The sequence below is a fragment of the Pseudomonas sp. genome (assembly GCF_050739775.1).
Classification (GTDB): domain Bacteria; phylum Pseudomonadota; class Gammaproteobacteria; order Pseudomonadales; family Pseudomonadaceae; genus Aquipseudomonas.
The window spans coordinates 101,374-119,325 of sequence record NZ_JBOICA010000010.1; the positions used below are offsets into that span (position 1 = coordinate 101,374).

Sequence of the window (17,952 nt, forward strand, 5' to 3'; positions counted from 1 at the left end):
GTATGAGTGAGGTGAATTCGAGCGCTGCAGCCGGCGAAGTGCTGGTCAGCTTCCGCGGTGTGCAGAAGAGCTATGACGGCGAGACGCTGATCGTCAAAGACCTCAATCTGGATATTCGCAAAGGCGAATTCCTGACCTTGCTCGGCCCCTCCGGCTCCGGCAAGACCACCAGCCTGATGATGCTGGCAGGCTTCGAGACCCCGACTGCCGGCGAGATCCAGCTGGCCGGGCGCTCGATCAACAACGTGCCGCCGCACAAGCGCGACATTGGCATGGTGTTCCAGAACTACGCGCTGTTTCCGCACATGACCGTGGCTGAGAACCTGGCCTTTCCCTTGAGTGTACGCAACCTGAGCAAGACCGACATCAGCGAGCGGGTCAAGCGCGTGCTGAATATGGTCCAGCTCGATGCGTTCGCCAAACGCTACCCCGGTCAACTGTCCGGCGGCCAGCAGCAGCGTGTGGCCCTGGCCCGGGCACTGGTGTTCGAGCCGCAGCTGGTGCTGATGGATGAACCGCTCGGTGCCCTCGACAAGCAGTTGCGCGAACACATGCAGATGGAAATCAAGCACCTGCACCAGCGCCTGGGCGTCACTGTGGTCTATGTGACCCATGACCAGGGCGAAGCGCTGACTATGTCTGATCGCGTGGCCGTGTTCCATCAGGGCGAGATCCAGCAGATCGCCGATCCACGCACCCTCTATGAAGAGCCAAAGAACACCTTTGTCGCCAACTTCATCGGTGAAAACAATCGCATCAACGGTCGCCTGATCAGTCAGGACGGTGAGCGTTGCCTGGTGCAACTGGCCCGCGGTGAGAAGGTCGAGGCATTGGCTGTCAATGTCGGCCAGAGCGGTGAACCGGTCACCCTGTCGATTCGTCCCGAGCGCGTACGGCTGAACGGCCACAGCGAAAGCTGCGTTAACCGATTCTCCGGCCGGGTGGCCGAGTTCATCTATCTGGGCGACCACGTACGGGTCCGTCTGGAAGTGTGCGGCAAGGCCGATTTCTTCGTGAAGCAGCCGATTGCCGAACTCGACCCGGCCCTGGCCGTGGGCGATGTGGTACCGCTTGGCTGGGAAGTGGAGCACGCCCGCGCGCTCGATCCGCTCCTGGACGCCAATTGAAGGTTTGCTTACCAACCCTGAACTGTGGAGAGAATAATAATGCTAAAGCACATGAAGTTGACCGCTCTGACCCTGGGGCTGTTTGCGGCGGGCCAGGCCATGGCGGCGGCCGACCTGACCGTGATCTCTTTCGGCGGCGCCAATAAGGCCGCCCAGGTCAAAGCGTTCTACGAGCCATGGGAAAAGGCTGGCAACGGCAAGATCGTTGCGGGCGAATACAACGGTGAAATGGCCAAGGTCAAAGCCATGGTCGACACCAAAAGCGTGTCCTGGAACCTGGTCGAGGTCGAGTCGCCGGAACTGGCCCGTGGTTGTGACGAAGGCATGTTCGAGGAGCTCGATCCGGCGCTGTTCGGCGACGAGTCCGACTATGTTCCGGGTGCCATCCAGCCTTGCGGCGTAGGCTTCTTCGTCTGGTCCACGGTGATGGCCTACAACGCCGACAAACTGAAAACCGCCCCGGCCAGCTGGGCCGATTTCTGGGACACCAAGCAGTTCCCGGGCAAGCGTGGCCTGCGTAAGGGCGCCAAGTACACTCTGGAATTCGCCCTGATGGCCGACGGCGTCGCGCCTAAAGATGTCTACAAGGTACTCGGCACCAAGGAAGGCCAGGACCGCGCCTTCAAGAAACTCGACGAACTCAAGCCAAGCATCCAGTGGTGGGAAGCCGGGGCTCAGCCACCACAGTACCTGGCCTCCGGTGACGTGGTCATGAGCTCGGCCTACAACGGCCGGATCGCTGCTGTGCAGAAAGAAAGCAACCTGAAGGTGGTGTGGAACGGCGGTATCTACGACTTCGACGCCTGGGCCATTCCGAAGGGTGCGAAGAATGCCGAAGAAGCCAAGAAGTTCATCGCCTATTCGGTCAAACCCGAGCAGCAGAAGATCTATTCGGAAAACATCGCCTACGGTCCGGCCAATTCCAAAGCGGTGAGCCTGCTTTCCGACGAGATCAAGAAAGACATGCCGACCACCCCGGAAAACATTGCCAACCAGGTGCAGATTGATGTCGCCTTCTGGGCTGACAACAGCGAGCAGTTGGAGCAACGCTTCAACGCCTGGGCTGCCAAGTAAGGTCGGCTGATGGAGCGTCGGCAGCTTGCCGACGCTCCCTGTTCTCAAGATTTTGGAGTTCGCTATGGCCATCGCAGTGCCCCTGAATGAAGGCGCCGGTTCCACACTCAAGCAGCGCCTGGCGCGTGCCGAGCGGGTCAACCGCTGGAAGGCGCAAGCCCTGATCGCACCGCTGGCGCTGTTCCTGCTGCTGGTTTTCCTGGTGCCCATTGCCGCGCTGCTCTACAAGAGCGTCGGCAACCCGGAAGTTGTCACAGGTTTGCCGCAGACTGTTACGGCGGTCACGCAATGGGACGGTAAGGGCCTGCCGGGTGAGTCGGTGTACAAGGCACTGAGTGAAGATCTCGGCCAGGCGCGCAAGAACCAGACCTTGGGTGACACCTCCAAGCGTCTGAACATGGAACTGGCCGGCTATCGCAGCCTGCTGGCCAAGACTGCCCGAGCCTTGCCGTTCAAGGCCGAGCCGGCTTCCTATAAAGAAGCACTGCAAGAGCTGGACGAGCGCTGGGGCGATCCGGCCTACTGGCAGGCTATCCGCCGTAACACCAGTAACGTCACATCTTTTTACCTGTTGGCGGCCCTGGATCATCGCATCGATGACCTCGGCGAGCTGGCCAAGGCCACGCCGGACCAGGCCATTTACCTGGACATTTTTACCCGGACCCTGTGGATGGGCTTCGTCATCACCGCCATCTGCCTGGTGCTGGCCTATCCGCTGGCTTACCTGCTGGCCAACCTGCCGACCCGGCAGAGCAACCTGTTGATGATCCTGGTGCTGTTGCCGTTCTGGACCTCGATCCTGGTACGGGTCGCGGCCTGGATTGTGCTGCTGCAATCGGGTGGACTGATCAACAGTGCGCTTATGGCCCTGGGTATCATCGACAAGCCGCTGGAGCTGGTGTTCAACCGCACGGGTGTGTACATCTCGATGGTTCACATCCTGCTGCCGTTCATGATCCTGCCCATCTATAGCGTGATGAAGGGGATCTCGCCCACTTACATGCGTGCTGCGATCTCCCTGGGCTGTCATCCGTTCACCAGTTTCTGGCGGGTGTACTTCCCACAGACCTACGCCGGCGTAGGTGCGGGCTGCCTGTTGGTGTTCATCCTGGCCATCGGTTACTACATCACCCCGGCGCTGCTCGGCAGCCCGAACGATCAGATGGTCAGCTACTTCGTGGCGTTCTATACCAACACCAGCATCAACTGGGGCATGGCTACTGCGTTGGGCGGCCTGCTGCTGCTCGCCACCGTGATTTTGTATCTGATCTATAGCTGGCTGGTCGGCGCCAGCCGCCTGCGTCTGAGCTGAGGAGCGTTGTCATGCTGAGCCCTTACATGTCGCCCGTTGAGCGGGTCTGGTTCTACAGTTTGCGCATCCTCTGCGGGCTGATCCTGTTGTTCCTGGTGTTGCCGGTGCTGGTGATCATTCCGCTGTCATTCAACTCCGGCAGCTTCCTGGTCTATCCGCTGCAAGGCTTTTCGCTGCAGTGGTACCACGACTTCTTTGCCTCGGACGAGTGGATGCGGGCGCTGAAGAACAGCATCATCGTCGCCCCGGCGGCGACCGTGCTGGCAATGATCTTCGGCACCCTGGCTTCGATCGGCCTGACGCGCGGCGATTTCCCCGGCAAGTCGTTGATCATGGCGCTGGTGATTTCGCCCATGGTGGTGCCGGTGGTGATCATCGGTGTAGCCAGTTACCTGTTCTTTGCACCGTTGGGCATGGGTAACAGCTTCATTTCGCTGATCCTGGTGCATGCGGTGCTGGGTGTGCCGTTCGTCATCATCACCGTGTCGGCGACACTGCAGGGCTTCAACCACAATCTGGTGCGTGCGGCAGCCAGCCTTGGCGCCTCGCCGCTGACCGCCTTTCGCCGGGTGACCTTGCCGCTGATTGCCCCAGGGGTGATTTCCGGAGCCTTGTTCGCCTTTGCCACCTCGTTTGACGAAGTGGTGGTGACCTTGTTCCTCGCAGGCCCCGAGCAGGCGACCCTGCCACGGCAGATGTTCAGTGGCATCCGTGAGAACCTCAGTCCGACCATCGCGGCGGCGGCGACCTTGTTGATCGCATTTTCGGTGGTGCTGTTGCTGACCCTGGAATGGTTGCGCGGGCGTAGCGAGAAGTTGCGTACCCAGCAGCCGGGTTGATGGATTGCGGTGGGAGCGGATTTATCCGCGAAGGGGCGCATAGCGGTCCCAGGCAATGGGACTGCCACGCAGTCCTTCGCGGATAAATCCGCTCCCACTCCGTCGACCGCTTTGATACCGGTCAGCCCCTGGCCGTTCGCCTGAGGTACAATGCGCGCCACCGTGATTCTGCCCTACAGGTGCGCCATGCAGCCCTACGCTATTGCCCCCTCGATTCTGTCTGCCGATTTCGCTCGCCTGGGTGAGGAAGTCGACAATGTGCTGGCCGCTGGTGCCGACATCGTTCACTTCGACGTAATGGACAACCACTACGTGCCGAACCTGACCATCGGTCCTATGGTCTGCACGGCACTGCGCAAGTACGGCATCACCGCGCCGATCGATGTGCACCTGATGGTCAGCCCGGTCGACCGGATCATCGGCGACTTCATCGAAGCGGGTGCCAGCTACATTACCTTCCATCCGGAAGCCTCCCTGCACATCGATCGTTCACTACAGTTGATTCGTGACGGTGGTTGCAAGGCCGGCCTGGTGTTCAACCCGGCAACGCCGCTTGACGCCCTCAAGTACGTGATGGACAAGGTCGACATGATCCTGCTGATGAGCGTAAACCCAGGCTTTGGCGGTCAGAAATTCATTCCCGGCACCCTCGACAAGCTGCGCGAAGCCCGTGCGCTGATCGATGCCAGCGGCCGCGATATCCGCCTGGAAATCGACGGCGGGGTGAATGTCAACAATATCCGTGAGATCGCTGCCGCCGGTGCCGATACCTTCGTTGCCGGTTCGGCGATCTTCAATACCCCGAACTACCAGGAGGTCATTGCCAAGATGCATGCCGAACTGGCCCTGGCCCGCCCATGAGCGGCTTCGAGCAGCTGTTCCCCGGAGCGTTGCCCAGGCTGGTGATGTTCGATCTGGACGGTACCCTGATCGATTCGGTTCCCGACCTGGCCGCGGCGGTGGATCACATGCTGCTCGAAATGGGGCGCAAGCCCGCAGGCCTGGAGGCTGTGCGCCACTGGGTCGGTAATGGTGCCCCGGTGCTGGTGCGCCGGGCCCTGGCCGGCGGCCTGGATCATGCCGCCGTCAATGAAGACGAGGCTGAGAAGGGCCTTGAGTTGTTCATGCAGGCCTATGCCGACAACCACCAGCTAACCGTGGTTTACCCCGGGGTCCTCGACACGCTCAAGTGGTTGCACAAGCAGGGCGTGGAAATGGCCCTGATCACCAACAAGCCGGAGCGCTTTGTCGCACCGTTGCTCGACCAGATGAAGATCGGTCGCTATTTTCGCTGGATCATCGGCGGTGACACCCTGGCGCAGAAAAAGCCTGATCCGGCAGCGTTGTTGTTCGTCATGAAGATGGCCAGCGTGCCGCCCGAAGCCGCCTTGTTCGTCGGCGATTCGCGCAGCGATGTGCTGGCGGCCAAGGCTGCCGGGGTCAAGTGCGTGGGCCTGACCTATGGCTACAACCATGGGCGGCCGATCAGCGATGAAGCACCGTGCCTGGTCATCGATGACCTGCGTGCGCTGTTGCCCGGTTGCTTAGATGCGGCCACTGGGATAACGTTGACGGACGTTCATTGCCCATCAGATCGAGATTCCATCGTGGCGGTTACCAGCAAACTCTGGATGAAAGTCATCAAGGCCCTGGCCCGTTGGCGTTGGCGCGCCTGACTGTTCTCTGCCGGCCGTTGCCGGCCCGTTTGCCTGTCTGACCCATTTGCTGTTTGCCACGAGGCTATCATGACCCGCGAAGAATTCCTGCGCCTGGCCGCTGCCGGCTACAACCGCGTTCCCCTGGCCTGCGAGACGCTGGCCGACTTTGACACGCCGCTGTCGATCTACCTGAAACTCGCCGATCAGCCCAACTCCTACCTGCTTGAGTCGGTACAGGGCGGCGAGAAGTGGGGGCGATACTCGATCATTGGCTTGCCGTGCCGCACCGTGTTGCGCGTACATGGCCATCAGGTGCGGATCACTCATGACGGTGTCGAGATCGAGCGGCACGACGTGGAAGACCCGCTGGCCTTCGTCGAGTCCTTCAAGGAACGCTACAAGGTGCCGGCCATTGCCGGTCTGCCGCGCTTCAACGGTGGCCTGGTTGGCTACTTCGGCTATGACTGCGTGCGCTATGTCGAGAAGCGTCTGGGCAAGTGCCCGAATCCTGACCCGCTGGGCGTGCCGGATATCCTGCTGATGGTTTCCGACGCCGTAGTGGTGTTCGATAACCTGGCGGGCAAGATGCACGCCATCGTGCTGGTCGACCCGGCCCAGGAACAGGCCTACGAAAACGGCCTGGCACGCCTGGAGGGCCTCCTCGAACAACTGCGTCAGCCAATCACTCCTCGTCGTGGCCTGGAACTGGGTGGCCCGCAAGCTGCCGAGCCGACCTTCCGCTCCAGCTTCACCCAGAGCGACTACGAGCGTGCGGTCGATACCATCAAGGAATATATCCTGGCCGGCGACTGCATGCAGGTGGTGCCGTCCCAGCGTATGTCGATCGATTTCAAGGCCGCGCCCATTGACCTGTATCGGGCGCTGCGTTGCTTTAACCCGACGCCGTACATGTACTTCTTCAATTTCGGTGACTTCCACGTGGTGGGCAGCTCCCCGGAAGTGCTGGTACGGGTCGAAGACAATCTGGTCACCGTCCGGCCGATCGCCGGCACCCGTCCGCGCGGCGCTACTGAAGAGGCGGATCGGGCGCTGGAAGAAGACCTGCTGTCGGACGCCAAGGAACTCGCCGAGCACCTGATGCTGATCGACCTGGGCCGTAACGACGCCGGTCGGGTGTCGGCAACCGGTACGGTCAAGGTCACCGAGAAGATGGTGATCGAGCGTTACTCCAACGTCATGCACATTGTGTCCAACGTCACCGGTGAGCTGAAGGAAGGACTCAGTGCCATGGATGCGCTGCGCGCAATCCTGCCAGCCGGGACCTTGTCCGGGGCGCCGAAGATCCGCGCCATGGAAATCATCGATGAGCTCGAGCCGGTCAAACGCGGTGTCTACGGTGGTGCGGTCGGTTACTTTGCCTGGAACGGCAACATGGACACGGCCATCGCGATTCGCACTGCGGTCATCAAGGATGGCGAACTGCATGTACAGGCCGGTGGCGGCATCGTCGCCGACTCGGTACCTGCACTGGAGTGGGAAGAAACCCTCAATAAACGCCGGGCGATGTTCCGGGCGGTGGCGCTGGCTGAACAGACGCCACGCAGTTGATCGAACTCCACGCCTGTCCACCCGGCGAAATTGATTCTAGAGGTTGAATCCAGATGCTACTGATGATCGACAACTACGACTCCTTCACCTACAACGTCGTGCAGTACCTCGGCGAGTTGGGTGCAGAGGTCAAGGTCATTCGCAATGACGAGCTGACCATCGCCCAGATCGAAGCCCTGAACCCCGAGCGCATTGTGGTCTCTCCCGGCCCGTGCACCCCGACCGAGGCCGGCGTTTCCATCGAAGCCATCCTGCACTTTGCTGGCAAGCTGCCGATTCTCGGTGTCTGCCTGGGCCACCAGTCCATCGGCCAGGCCTTCGGCGGCGATGTGGTACGTGCCCGTCAGGTGATGCACGGCAAGACCAGCCCTGTGTTTCACGAGGACCAGGGCGTGTTCGCCGGTCTGAACAACCCGCTGACCGTGACCCGCTACCACTCGTTGGTGGTCAAGCGTGAAACCTTGCCCGAGTGCCTGGAACTGACCGCCTGGACTGCCCTTGAAGATGGCTCGGTGGACGAGATCATGGGCCTGCGGCACAAGACGCTGAACATCGAAGGGGTGCAGTTCCACCCCGAATCGATCCTCACCGAGCAGGGCCACGAGCTGTTCGCCAACTTCCTCAAGCAGACCGGCGGCCACCGCTAAGGATCGATCATGGATATCAAGAGCGCGCTCAGCCGCATCGTCGGCCACCTGGACCTGAGCACCGAAGAGATGCGCGATGTGATGCGCGAGATCATGACCGGCCAGTGCAGTGAAGCGCAGATCGGCGCCTTCATGATGGGCATGCGCATGAAGAGCGAAAGCATCGATGAAATCGTTGGTGCGGTGTCGGTGATGCGTGAGTTGGCCGACAAGGTCGAGCTCAACACACTCGATCAGGTGGTCGATGTAGTTGGCACCGGTGGAGACGGGGCGAACATCTTCAACGTCTCCACCGCTTCGGCCTTCGTCGTTGCCGCCGCCGGTTGCACCGTGGCCAAACATGGCAACCGTGCCGTCTCGGGCAAGAGCGGCAGCGCCGACCTGCTGGAAGCTGCCGGCATCTACCTGAATCTGACGCCAGTACAGGTTGCACGTTGCATCGACAGCGTCGGCATCGGCTTCATGTTTGCCCAGACCCATCACAAGGCGATGAAGTATGCCGCCGGCCCGCGTCGTGATCTGGGGCTGCGCACCTTGTTCAACATGCTTGGCCCGCTTACGAATCCGGCCGGTGTGAAGCACCAGGTGGTCGGTGTATTCACCCAGGCCTTGTGCCGGCCGCTGGCCGAAGTACTGCAACGCCTGGGCAGCAAGCATGTGCTGGTGGTGCACTCCAAGGACGGTCTGGACGAATTCAGCCTGGCCGCGCCGACCTTCGTTGCTGAACTCAAGGATGACCAGATCACCGAGTACTGGGTCGAACCCGAAGACCTCGGCATGAAAAGCCAGAGCCTGCACGGCCTGGCCGTCGAGAGTCCGGCCAAGTCCCTGGAGCTGATTCGCGATGCTCTGGGGCGGCGCAAGACCGAGAATGGCCAGAAGGCTGCGGAAATGATCGTGCTCAATGCCGGTGCCGCACTCTATGCCGCCGATCACGCCATCAGCCTCAAGCAAGGTGTCGAGCTTGCCCACGACGCACTGCACACTGGTCTTGCCCGGGAAAAACTCGAAGAGCTGGGCGCTTTCACCGCCGTATTCAAGCTGGAGAATGAAGGATGAGTGTACCGACAGTTCTGGAAAACATTCTGGCGCGCAAGGTCCAGGAAGTCGCCGAGCGCAGCGCCCGGGTCAGCCTTGCCGAGCTTGAACGCCTCGCTGCTGCCGCTGATGCGCCACGCGGTTTTGCCAATGCGCTGATCGAACAGGCCAAGCGCAAGCAGCCTGCAGTCATTGCCGAGATCAAGAAGGCTTCGCCGAGCAAGGGCGTGATCCGCGAAAACTTCGTTCCGGCCGATATCGCCGCCAGCTACGAAAAGGGTGGGGCGACTTGCCTGTCGGTACTGACAGACGTCGACTACTTCCAGGGCGCCGATATCTACCTGCAGCAGGCCCGTGCAGCGTGCAAGCTGCCGGTGATCCGCAAAGACTTCATGATCGACCCGTATCAGATCGTCGAAGCCCGCGCCCTGGGCGCCGACTGTGTGTTGTTGATCGTTTCGGCGCTGGACGATGTGAAGATGGCCGAACTGGCTGCCACGGCGAAAAGCGTCGGTCTGGATGTGCTGGTCGAAGTGCACGACGGCGATGAGCTGGAGCGGGCCCTGAAAACCCTCGATACCCCGCTGGTCGGCGTCAACAACCGCAACCTGCATACCTTTGAGGTCAGCCTGGAAACCACGCTCGATCTGTTGCCGCGCATTCCTCGCGACCGTCTGGCCATTACCGAGAGCGGTATCCTCAACCGCGCGGATGTCGAGCTGATGGAAATCAACGAGGTCTACTCGTTCCTGGTCGGTGAAGCGTTCATGCGTGCCGAGCATCCGGGGTTGGAGTTGCAGCGTCTGTTCTTCCCCGAGCGAGTAGTGCAGAACCTGGTGCCAGGACTGGACTGATTCGACTCTGAAGCCGGCGTTGCCGGCTTTTTTGTATCTACAAGGTTGCTGCGATGACTGATCAATTGCTGGATGTCACTGTCGAGGCCGGGCTGCATGCCGAGCAGGATCTGCTGGCCGCGGTGTGCAAGGGCGAAAAGGAATATGGCCTGCTGTTCTGGCGCCCGACCGACCGCGCGCTGGTCATGCCGCGGCGCATGAGCCGCCTGGAAGGCTTCGAGCCGGCCTGTGCGGAACTTGCGATTGCCGGCTGGCCGGTGCTCTTGCGCGAAACCGGCGGCGAGCCGGTGCCGCAATCGTCTGCGGTAATCAATATCGCCCTGGTTTATGTGGCGCCACGTAGCGAAGGCGACCACGGTCGAATCGAAAATGCCTACGAGCGACTGTGTCTGCCCTTGTGCGATGTTTTGCGTGAGTGGGGCGGGCTGGCCTCGGTAGGCGAAATCGAAGGAGCGTTCTGTGACGGCCGCTACAACGTCAACCTGAATGGCCGTAAGCTGGTGGGCACGGCCCAGCGCTGGCGCCAGGGATTGGGCGGTAAGCGCCCGGTGGTGCTGGTGCATGGTGCCTTGTTGCTGGACAACGAGCGCGCATCGATGGTGGCCGCGGTCAACCGCTTCAACGAATGTTGTGAGCTGGAGCAGCGTTGCCTGGCTGACAGCCATATCGCCTTGCACGAAGTAGTACCCGAGGCGCCTCTACTTGAGCGCCTCGGTCAGGCCTATGCCGATGTGATCCAAGGCATCGCTCGGGACTAACGGGTGCCGAAGACCACCATGGTCTTACCTTTGACGTGAACCAGGCTGCGTTCTTCAAGGTCCTTGAGGACGCGGCCGACCATCTCTCGTGAACAGCCAACGATACGACCGATCTCCTGGCGGGTGATCTTGATTTGCATGCCGTCGGGATGGGTCATGGCATCGGGTTGCTTGCACAGTTCCAGCAAGCAGCGGGCAACGCGTCCGGTGACATCGAAAAATGCCAGATCACCGACCTTGCGCGTGGTGTTGCGTAGGCGCTGGGCCATCTGGCTGCCCAAGGCATAGAGAATATCTGGATCCTGACGCACCAGTTCGCGGAATTTTTCGTAGCTGATCTCTGCAACTTCACATTCGCTCTTGGCCCGTACCCAGGCGCTGCGCAGTTGCTCCTGCCCGGCAGGCTCGAACAGGCCGAGCTCGCCAAAAAAATCACCGCTGTTGAGGTAGGCAATGATCATTTCATGGCCATCGTCGTCCTCGATCAGGATCGTCACCGAGCCTTTGACGATGAATGACAGCGTATCGGCCTTGTCGCCAGCATAGATGATGTTGCTCTTGGCCGCGTAGCGGCGCCGCTGGCAATGGGCGAGGAGCTTGTCGATGTTCTTGATCTTGGCTGGAAGGGCTGAGGCAACCATGGCTGAATCCCGGTAAGAGGCAACGCCTGTACACTTTTATAGGTGGTCTGGCCAAATGTGCCAGTGATTTGGCGTCAGCTTATCAGACACTTGTTGTTGTATCGGCAGATTTACTCGCACGCTTGAGCTTTTCCGCCGGCTCTTCTGGGTCTAAGCTGGCAGCCTTTTTCAAGCAAGGGAGTCCGGATGATGAAGGCGCGTATCCAGTGGGCAGGTGAAGCCATGTTTCTGGGCGAATCGGGCAGTGGCCATGTTGTGGTCATGGACGGTCCCCCCGAGGCCGGTGGGCGCAACCTGGGTGTACGGCCCATGGAAATGCTCTTGCTGGGCCTGGGTGGCTGCAGCAACTTCGATGTGGTCAGCATCCTGAAAAAATCCCGCCAGGCGGTGGAAAGCTGCGAAGCCTTCCTCGAAGCGGAACGCGCCGGCGAGGACCCAAAGGTGTTCACCAAGATTCACCTGAACTTCGTGGTCAAGGGCCGCGGGCTCAAGGAAGCCCAGGTGAAGCGTGCCGTAGAGCTGTCGGCAGAGAAATATTGCTCGGCATCGATCATGCTCGGTCGGGCGGGGGTCGGAATTACCCACAGCTATGAGATCGTCGAGCTCGGCTGATCTAAAGCCATTGCTCCTACAGGGGTATCCCTGTGGGAGCGGGCCTTGCCCCGCGATCTGCTGCGAAGCAGCCTCAACGGCGCAGCCCTGGTAGCCATTTCTGCAGGCCACTGGGCAGCTGCGCTCGAAAGCGTGCACTCAAATTTTCGCGATGCTTCTGATAAAGCATACCCAAGCCAATCACGCTTAGGCCGATCAAGGTCAGTACCACCGGGAACAGCAGGGACTCGGCAAACACTTCGTACGACAGATAACCCAGGTACGCTGCCACGCCCATAGCGCCAAAAACCATAAACAGCGGTCTGCGCAACAACACCGCCAGTCCCATCAGGCCCAGGTTGATCAGACAGTAAAGTGCCCTGTTCAGCTCGCTGCCGCTCTCCATCAGGGTCAGCCCTAGCCAGAAGGCCAGCAGCCCGGCCAGGTAACCCCAGAAGGCATAGTCCTGGCGGGTGCGACCGTCAATCACCAGAAAGACCAGCAGCCCGGCCAAGCCGAACCACAGCGACACCGTGAGGCGCTGGTCCCAGTTGAAGGCATCGCCATAGAACCATTCGCTCAAATCCATGGACATGAACCACAGGGCCACGGCGATCGGCATGACGATAAAAGGGAAGGGGATCAGGCGCAGCATCAGCAGGCCGGCGACAACCGTTGCTGCTTCCATCAGCAGCCAGCCGCCCTGCACGTAGGTGTAGTAGTTGTGATACTTGCTTTGCGCGTCGTCCAGCGGCCAGAAACCCGTCAGGCGCTCCACGGCGAACACCGCCAACGGCACTATGCTCACCGCAACGGCGCCGAGCACGCCGGCGGGGATGATGTGGCCGCGGTGCTGCATGAGCAGGCCAGCCAGGGAAAGGCCACCGATGTACACCAGGGCGATCAGCAGCAGTGCGCTGTCGCCAATGCGCATCCAGGCTTCGCTGAGCAGCCAGCCCATGGCGCCCATTATCAGCAATGCACCGAAGTAGAAGGCGACGTGGGCCAGCTGGAAGCTGGCCTGAGTCGCTGGCTGTTGCTTGAGGAACTCAAGCAGGGCCTGGTCCTGGCCCTGCTTCAGAACGCCTGCACTGACAGCGCGGACCAGGTCCTTGGCATCGAAGCGCTCTGCCATGGTGTGTCCTAGATACGGTAGGTGCTCTTGGTCATGACCTTGGCCATCAAGCTCATGCCAAAACGCACGGGAGCCGGGAAGCGCAAGCCGCCAGCCTCCAGGGCCGATTCGGCATGCTGTTCTTCGTCGACGCGCATCTGCTCAAGAATAGCCCGGGATTTTTCATCCTCGCTTGGAATCTGCTCCAGATGCTCGTCCAGATGCTTGCACACCTGATGTTCGGTGGCGGCGACAAACCCCAGGCTGACCTTGTCACTGACCAGGCCGGCCAGCGCGCCGATGCCAAACGACATACCGTAGAACAGCGGGTTGAGCACGCTCGGGTGGCTGCCAAGCTGGCGGATACGTTGTTCGCACCAGGCCAGGTGATCAATCTCTTCTTCGGCAGCGTGCTCCATGGCCTTGCGCACTTGTGGCAGCTTGGCGGTCAGGGCCTGACCCTGATACAGCGCCTGGGCGCAGACTTCACCGGTATGGTTGATACGCATCAGCCCGGCCACGTGGCGGGTCTGGGTATCGTCCAGGGCGACATCCGGCTGGATGATGGCCGGCGACGGGCGGGATGGTTGGCCGCTGAAGGGCAGCAAGGTGCGCATGGCGGTATCGGCCTGCAGCAACAAGCGGTCGAGCGGCGAATAGTGACGTTCGGTAGCCATCGGGCACCTCCGCAAGAATGTGCCCGACAGTTTACCGCAATCGTGATGATCGGGCTTGCCCTGGATCAGCCCGGCGGCCAGTGCATCTGACGTTGGCCAAGCACATGCATATGGATGTGGTAGACCGTCTGGCCACCCAGTTCGTTGCAGTTCATGACAACGCGGAAACCGTCTTCACAGCCCAGTTCCTTGGCCAGGCGCTGGGCAGTGAACAGGAGGTGTCCAGCCAGGCCCTTGTCGTCCTCGGTCAGGTCATTGAGCGTGCGGATCGGCTTTTTCGGAATGACCAGAAAATGCACCGGTGCCTGTGGGGCGATATCGTGGAAGGCCAGAACCTGGTCGTCCTCGTAGATGATCTTGGCCGGGATTTCCCGGTTGATGATCTTGGTGAACAGAGTTTCCACTACGGTTGCTCCATGTGAGAGATCGGCCTGAGTGTACTCAGGCTGGGTGTCGGCGCCCAGTCCCGCACGCTCAGCGCGGGCAATAGGCCTGATTGATGGCGCCCGCCAGCTTGCGCGTAATCCAGCGCGACAGCAGGCGCGGGCTGAATGCCAGCCAGCGATTGCGCCGACCGGGAATGATCAATGCGCGGTTCTTGTCCAGGGCGCGGACGGTGTGCAAGGCCACTTCCTCGGGGCTCAGGCAACGTTGGCCCTTTTCCAGGCGGGGGATTCGCCGCAGTGGCGAGCGGACCGGGCCTGGGCACAGTACCGAGACCTTGATGCCGGTGCGCTTGAGCTCTTCGCGCAAGCTTTCGGAGAAGTGCAGCACATAAGCCTTGCTCGCCGCATAACTGCTCATCCACGGCCCGGGAGCAAAGGCTGCGAGGGACGCGACATTGAGAATCTGCCCACCACCCTGGACCGCCATGGCATTGCCCAAGGCGTGGCAAAGACGGGTCAAGGCGAGGATGTTCACTTCGATCAGGTCCTGTTCGTCGCCCCATTCCTGTGCCAGGAACGGCCCATAAGCGCGAATACCTGCGCAGTTGACCAGCAGGTCGATCTGTCGCTCGCTTTCTTCCAGCTCCAGCAAGAACCCGGACAGGCGCAGTGGTTCGCCCAGGTCGCAAGCGCGAAACAGCACTTCGACGCCAAAACGCTGGGTCAGCTCGATGGCGATGCTTTCCAGTGGGTCACGTTGGCGGGCCACCAGGATCAGATTGCGTCCCCGACGTGCCAGCGCCTCGGCCAGTGCCAGGCCCAGGCCGCTGGAGGCACCGGTGATCATGGCGTAACGGGTCATGCAGTTCTCCAGGCGGGAAGAGCCAAAGCGCTCAGTTTACAGGAGTCAGCCCGGCCAGCGTTGGCCCAGGGTTGCCGCCGAGGCTTGCGCCTGCTGGTACTCGGCATCCAGGCGGGCTATCAGTTGCTCTACCGAGCACAGCTTGTCGATGGCTCCGACACCTTGCCCTGCAGACCAGACGGTCTTCCAGGCCTTGGCCTCATCATCAATGGGTTTGAGCTTGGTTTCGGTGTGGCTGCGCAGGGCGGCCATGTCGAAACCGGCGTTTTCCAGGCTCTGGCGCATGAAACTGGCAGGCACCCCGGAAACCGCAGCGGTGTGAATGATATCGGCTGCCTTGGCCTGTAGCATCATTTCTTTGTAGGGACCTGGGGCCTGGCTTTCGTGAGTGGCGATAAAGCGAGTGCCCAGGTAGGCCAGGTCAGCACCGAGCAGCTGCGCGGCGAGAATTTCATGGCCGCGGTTGATGCAGCCGGCCAGCAGTAAGGTTTTGTCGAAGAACTGGCGGATTTCGGCAATCAGCGCGAAGGGGCTCCAGGTGCCGGCATGGCCGCCAGCGCCCGCAGCGACGGCAATCAGCCCATCGACCCCGGCTTCAGCGGCTTTCTCGGCATGCCGCCGGGTTGTTACGTCGTGGAATACCAGGCCGCCATAGCTGTGCACGGCATCGACCAGTTCCTTCACCGCACCTAGGCTGGTGATGACAATCGGCACCTTGTGTTCGACGCACAGCGCCAGATCTGCCTGCAGGCGCGGATTGCTCTGGTGCACAATCAGGTTGACCGCGTAGGGCGCGGGATTGTCCAGGCGAGCCAGGCCAGCTTCGATTTCCTCGAGCCAGGCCTTGAAGCCATTACTGTCACGCTGGTTCAGCGCCGGGAAACTGCCAACGATCCCGTTGGCGCAACAGGCCAGCACCAGTTGCGGGTTGGAGATCAGGAACATCGGTGCGGCAACCACCGGCAGACGCAAGCGGTGGTCGAGCAGGGCAGGCAATGACATGGCAGGTTTCCCGAGGCTGAGTGCAGGTTTAGGTTAGAACGGTTTGACCACCACCAGAATTACGACGGCCAGCAGGATCAGCACTGGCACTTCATTGAACCAACGGTAGAACACATGGCTGCGGGTGTTTTCGCCGCGGGCGAAGCGCTTGAGCTGGGCGCCGCACATGTGGTGATAGCCGATGAGCAGGATCACCAGCGTGAGCTTGGCGTGCATCCAGCCCTGGCTGAGAAAGCCCGGTGTCAGGCTCATCAGCCAGACACCGAAGACCAGGGTGGCGATCATCGCCGGGAGCATGATGCCGCGATACAGCTTGCGCTCCATGGTCACGAAGCGCTCCTGGCTGGTGCTGTCCTGGCTTTGCGCGTGGTAGACAAACAAGCGGGGCAGGTAGAACAGCCCGGCAAACCAGCAGACCACACTGACGATATGCAGCGCTTTGATCCAGAGAAAAAGCATGGAGTTGAGTTCCTTCAGGGTTCACGGTCGTCAGATAGTAGAGGCTAGGCGCCTGGTGGGCCATCTCAACAGTTGTGGGCGTGTTTCTGGCCCCCTATTATCGTGGGCTTTCCTGTTGGTTCGTTGATAAGGGGCACGCGTTATGGTCAAGGTCGGTATCGTTGGCGGCACGGGTTACACCGGGGTTGAGCTGTTGCGTCTGTTGGCGCAGCATCCACAGGCTGAGGTGGCGGTAATCACTTCGCGCTCCGAAGCCGGCCTGGCGGTTGCCGATATGTACCCGAATCTGCGTGGTCACTATGACGGCCTGGCTTTCAGCGTGCCGGACGTGAAAACCCTGGCCGCCTGCGACGTGGTCTTCTTCGCCACTCCGCATGGTGTTGCCCATGCCCTGGCAGGTGAACTGCTGGCGGCAGGCACCAAGGTCATTGACCTGTCTGCAGACTTCCGCCTGCAGGATGCCGATGAATGGGCCAAATGGTACGGTCAGCCCCATGGCGCACCGGGGCTGCTCAAGGACGCGGTCTACGGCCTGCCTGAGGTTAACCGCGAGCAGATTCGTCAGGCTCGCCTGATCGCCGTACCGGGTTGCTACCCCACTGCAACCCAACTGGGTTTCCTGCCGCTGCTGGAGGCCGGTATCGCCGATGCCTCGCGCCTGATCGCCGATTGCAAGTCGGGCGTGAGTGGTGCAGGTCGTGGCGCGGCTGTGGGTTCGCTGTTCTGTGAGGCCGGTGAAAGCATGAAAGCCTATGCGGTCAAGGGTCACCGTCACCTGCCGGAAATTACCCAGGGCCTGCGCCGGGCTGCAGGAGGCGACGTCGGTCTGACCTTTGTTCCGCACTTGACGCCGATGATCCGCGGTATTCACTCCACCCTGTACGCGACCGTTGCCGACAGGTCGGTCGACCTGCAGGCGTTGTTCGAAAAACGCTATGCCGATGAACCGTTCGTCGACGTAATGCCCGCCGGCAGCCACCCGGAAACCCGCAGCGTGCGAGGTGCCAACGTCTGCCGTATTGCCGTGCACCGTCCACAGGATGGTGACCTGGTCGTGGTCTTGTCGGTCATCGACAACCTCGTCAAAGGCGCGTCGGGGCAGGCGGTGCAGAACCTCAACATCCTCTTTGGGCTGGATGAGCGTATGGGCCTTTCGCATGCGGGCCTGCTGCCCTAAGCGCTGCTGCTGAAAACGGGCCCGCCTGGTGCGGGCCTTGTTGTTGTGCGCCCAGCATGGGCGCAATCTTGCGGGTGAAAGTCCCGCCGTGAGCTGACCACAGCGAACGAAGTGAAGCGCAACTGCATGAGGGCGACCAAGTGTGGGGAGGAAGCGTGAATCGAAAC

At 61.0% G+C, this 17,952-nt stretch carries 20 protein-coding genes; 13 read left to right on the forward strand and 7 right to left on the reverse strand.

The window, feature by feature from the left end; genetic code table 11:
• Positions 1-2 precede the first annotated feature (2 nt).
• The 11 genes from ACRESH_RS07710 to ACRESH_RS07760 all read left to right on the forward strand — a co-directional run bounded on the left by ACRESH_RS07710 (position 3) and on the right by ACRESH_RS07760 (position 10,876).
• Positions 3-1,127 carry an ABC transporter ATP-binding protein gene (locus ACRESH_RS07710; protein ID WP_431741420.1) on the forward strand — a complete coding sequence of 375 codons (1,125 nt, stop codon included), beginning with the start codon at positions 3-5 and terminating at the stop codon, positions 1,125-1,127.
• A gap of 39 nt (positions 1,128-1,166) precedes the next feature.
• The gene (locus tag ACRESH_RS07715; protein ID WP_431741421.1) at positions 1,167-2,201 is read left to right on the forward strand and encodes an ABC transporter substrate-binding protein; all 1,035 of its coding nucleotides are present in this window, start codon (positions 1,167-1,169) and stop codon (positions 2,199-2,201) included.
• 64 nt (positions 2,202-2,265) lie between these two features.
• A complete protein-coding gene (locus ACRESH_RS07720; protein WP_431741422.1) occupies positions 2,266-3,513 on the forward strand; it encodes an ABC transporter permease in 1,248 nt (415 codons plus the stop codon).
• Positions 3,514-3,524: 11 nt separating this feature from the next.
• Positions 3,525-4,352, forward strand: a complete 828-nt coding sequence (locus ACRESH_RS07725) for an ABC transporter permease (protein WP_431741423.1) — start codon at positions 3,525-3,527, stop codon at positions 4,350-4,352.
• Between the two features lie 186 nt (positions 4,353-4,538).
• Positions 4,539-5,213, forward strand: coding sequence for a ribulose-phosphate 3-epimerase (gene rpe, locus ACRESH_RS07730; protein WP_431741424.1), 675 nt, complete (start codon positions 4,539-4,541; stop codon positions 5,211-5,213).
• Positions 5,210-6,028, forward strand: coding sequence for a phosphoglycolate phosphatase (locus ACRESH_RS07735; protein WP_431741425.1), 819 nt, complete (start codon positions 5,210-5,212; stop codon positions 6,026-6,028). The genes rpe and ACRESH_RS07735 overlap by 4 nt, the downstream gene beginning before the upstream one ends.
• A 69-nt stretch (positions 6,029-6,097) precedes the next feature.
• Positions 6,098-7,579, forward strand: coding sequence for an anthranilate synthase component I (trpE, locus tag ACRESH_RS07740; RefSeq protein ID WP_431741426.1), 1,482 nt, complete (start codon positions 6,098-6,100; stop codon positions 7,577-7,579).
• Positions 7,580-7,632: 53 nt separating this feature from the next.
• The gene (locus ACRESH_RS07745; protein WP_431741427.1) at positions 7,633-8,226 is read left to right on the forward strand and encodes an aminodeoxychorismate/anthranilate synthase component II; all 594 of its coding nucleotides are present in this window, start codon (positions 7,633-7,635) and stop codon (positions 8,224-8,226) included.
• A 9-nt stretch (positions 8,227-8,235) separates the two neighbouring features.
• Complete coding sequence (gene trpD / locus ACRESH_RS07750) at positions 8,236-9,285, forward strand: anthranilate phosphoribosyltransferase (protein WP_431741428.1); 1,050 nt, start codon at positions 8,236-8,238, stop codon at positions 9,283-9,285.
• Entirely contained in the window at positions 9,282-10,118 is an 837-nt protein-coding gene (gene trpC / locus ACRESH_RS07755; RefSeq protein ID WP_431741429.1) for an indole-3-glycerol phosphate synthase TrpC, read from the forward strand. Before trpD ends, trpC begins: the two co-directional genes overlap by 4 nt.
• Positions 10,119-10,171: 53 nt before the next feature.
• Positions 10,172-10,876, forward strand: a complete 705-nt coding sequence (locus tag ACRESH_RS07760; RefSeq protein ID WP_431741430.1) for a lipoate--protein ligase family protein — start codon at positions 10,172-10,174, stop codon at positions 10,874-10,876.
• On the opposite strand, the gene crp is transcribed toward ACRESH_RS07760, so the two are convergent.
• Complete coding sequence (gene crp / locus ACRESH_RS07765; RefSeq protein WP_431741431.1) at positions 10,873-11,517, reverse strand: cAMP-activated global transcriptional regulator CRP; 645 nt, start codon at positions 11,515-11,517, stop codon at positions 10,873-10,875. The two genes, ACRESH_RS07760 and crp, sit on opposite strands and share 4 nt — an antisense overlap.
• Before the next feature lie 189 nt (positions 11,518-11,706).
• Here crp and ACRESH_RS07770 point away from each other — a divergent pair, with 189 nt between their 5' ends.
• Positions 11,707-12,129: an OsmC family protein gene (locus ACRESH_RS07770; protein ID WP_431741432.1), complete on the forward strand. Its 423-nt coding sequence runs from the start codon at positions 11,707-11,709 to the stop codon at positions 12,127-12,129.
• A 73-nt stretch (positions 12,130-12,202) separates the two neighbouring features.
• On the opposite strand, the gene ACRESH_RS07775 is transcribed toward ACRESH_RS07770, so the two are convergent.
• The 6 genes from ACRESH_RS07775 to hemJ all read right to left on the reverse strand — a co-directional run bounded on the left by ACRESH_RS07775 (position 12,203) and on the right by hemJ (position 16,608).
• On the reverse strand, positions 12,203-13,243 hold the full coding sequence (locus tag ACRESH_RS07775; protein ID WP_431741433.1) for a DUF2157 domain-containing protein: 1,041 nt from the start codon (positions 13,241-13,243) through the stop codon (positions 12,203-12,205).
• 8 nt (positions 13,244-13,251) lie between these two features.
• The gene (gene coq7, locus ACRESH_RS07780; RefSeq protein WP_431741434.1) at positions 13,252-13,899 is read right to left on the reverse strand and encodes a 2-polyprenyl-3-methyl-6-methoxy-1,4-benzoquinone monooxygenase; all 648 of its coding nucleotides are present in this window, start codon (positions 13,897-13,899) and stop codon (positions 13,252-13,254) included.
• A 65-nt stretch (positions 13,900-13,964) separates the two neighbouring features.
• Positions 13,965-14,303 (reverse strand): histidine triad nucleotide-binding protein, encoded by a 339-nt coding sequence (locus tag ACRESH_RS07785; RefSeq protein ID WP_431741435.1) that lies wholly within the window; start codon positions 14,301-14,303, stop codon positions 13,965-13,967.
• A 70-nt stretch (positions 14,304-14,373) separates the two neighbouring features.
• Positions 14,374-15,147 (reverse strand): SDR family NAD(P)-dependent oxidoreductase, encoded by a 774-nt coding sequence (locus ACRESH_RS07790; protein ID WP_431741436.1) that lies wholly within the window; start codon positions 15,145-15,147, stop codon positions 14,374-14,376.
• 45 nt (positions 15,148-15,192) lie between these two features.
• Complete coding sequence (locus ACRESH_RS07795; protein ID WP_431741437.1) at positions 15,193-16,149, reverse strand: NAD(P)H-dependent flavin oxidoreductase; 957 nt, start codon at positions 16,147-16,149, stop codon at positions 15,193-15,195.
• A gap of 33 nt (positions 16,150-16,182) precedes the next feature.
• Positions 16,183-16,608, reverse strand: coding sequence for a protoporphyrinogen oxidase HemJ (gene hemJ, locus ACRESH_RS07800; protein ID WP_431741438.1), 426 nt, complete (start codon positions 16,606-16,608; stop codon positions 16,183-16,185).
• Positions 16,609-16,750: 142 nt separating this feature from the next.
• On the opposite strand from hemJ, the gene argC reads away from it, so the two are divergent.
• On the forward strand, positions 16,751-17,785 hold the full coding sequence (gene argC, locus ACRESH_RS07805) for an N-acetyl-gamma-glutamyl-phosphate reductase (protein ID WP_431741439.1): 1,035 nt from the start codon (positions 16,751-16,753) through the stop codon (positions 17,783-17,785).
• Positions 17,786-17,952: the final 167 nt, after the last annotated feature.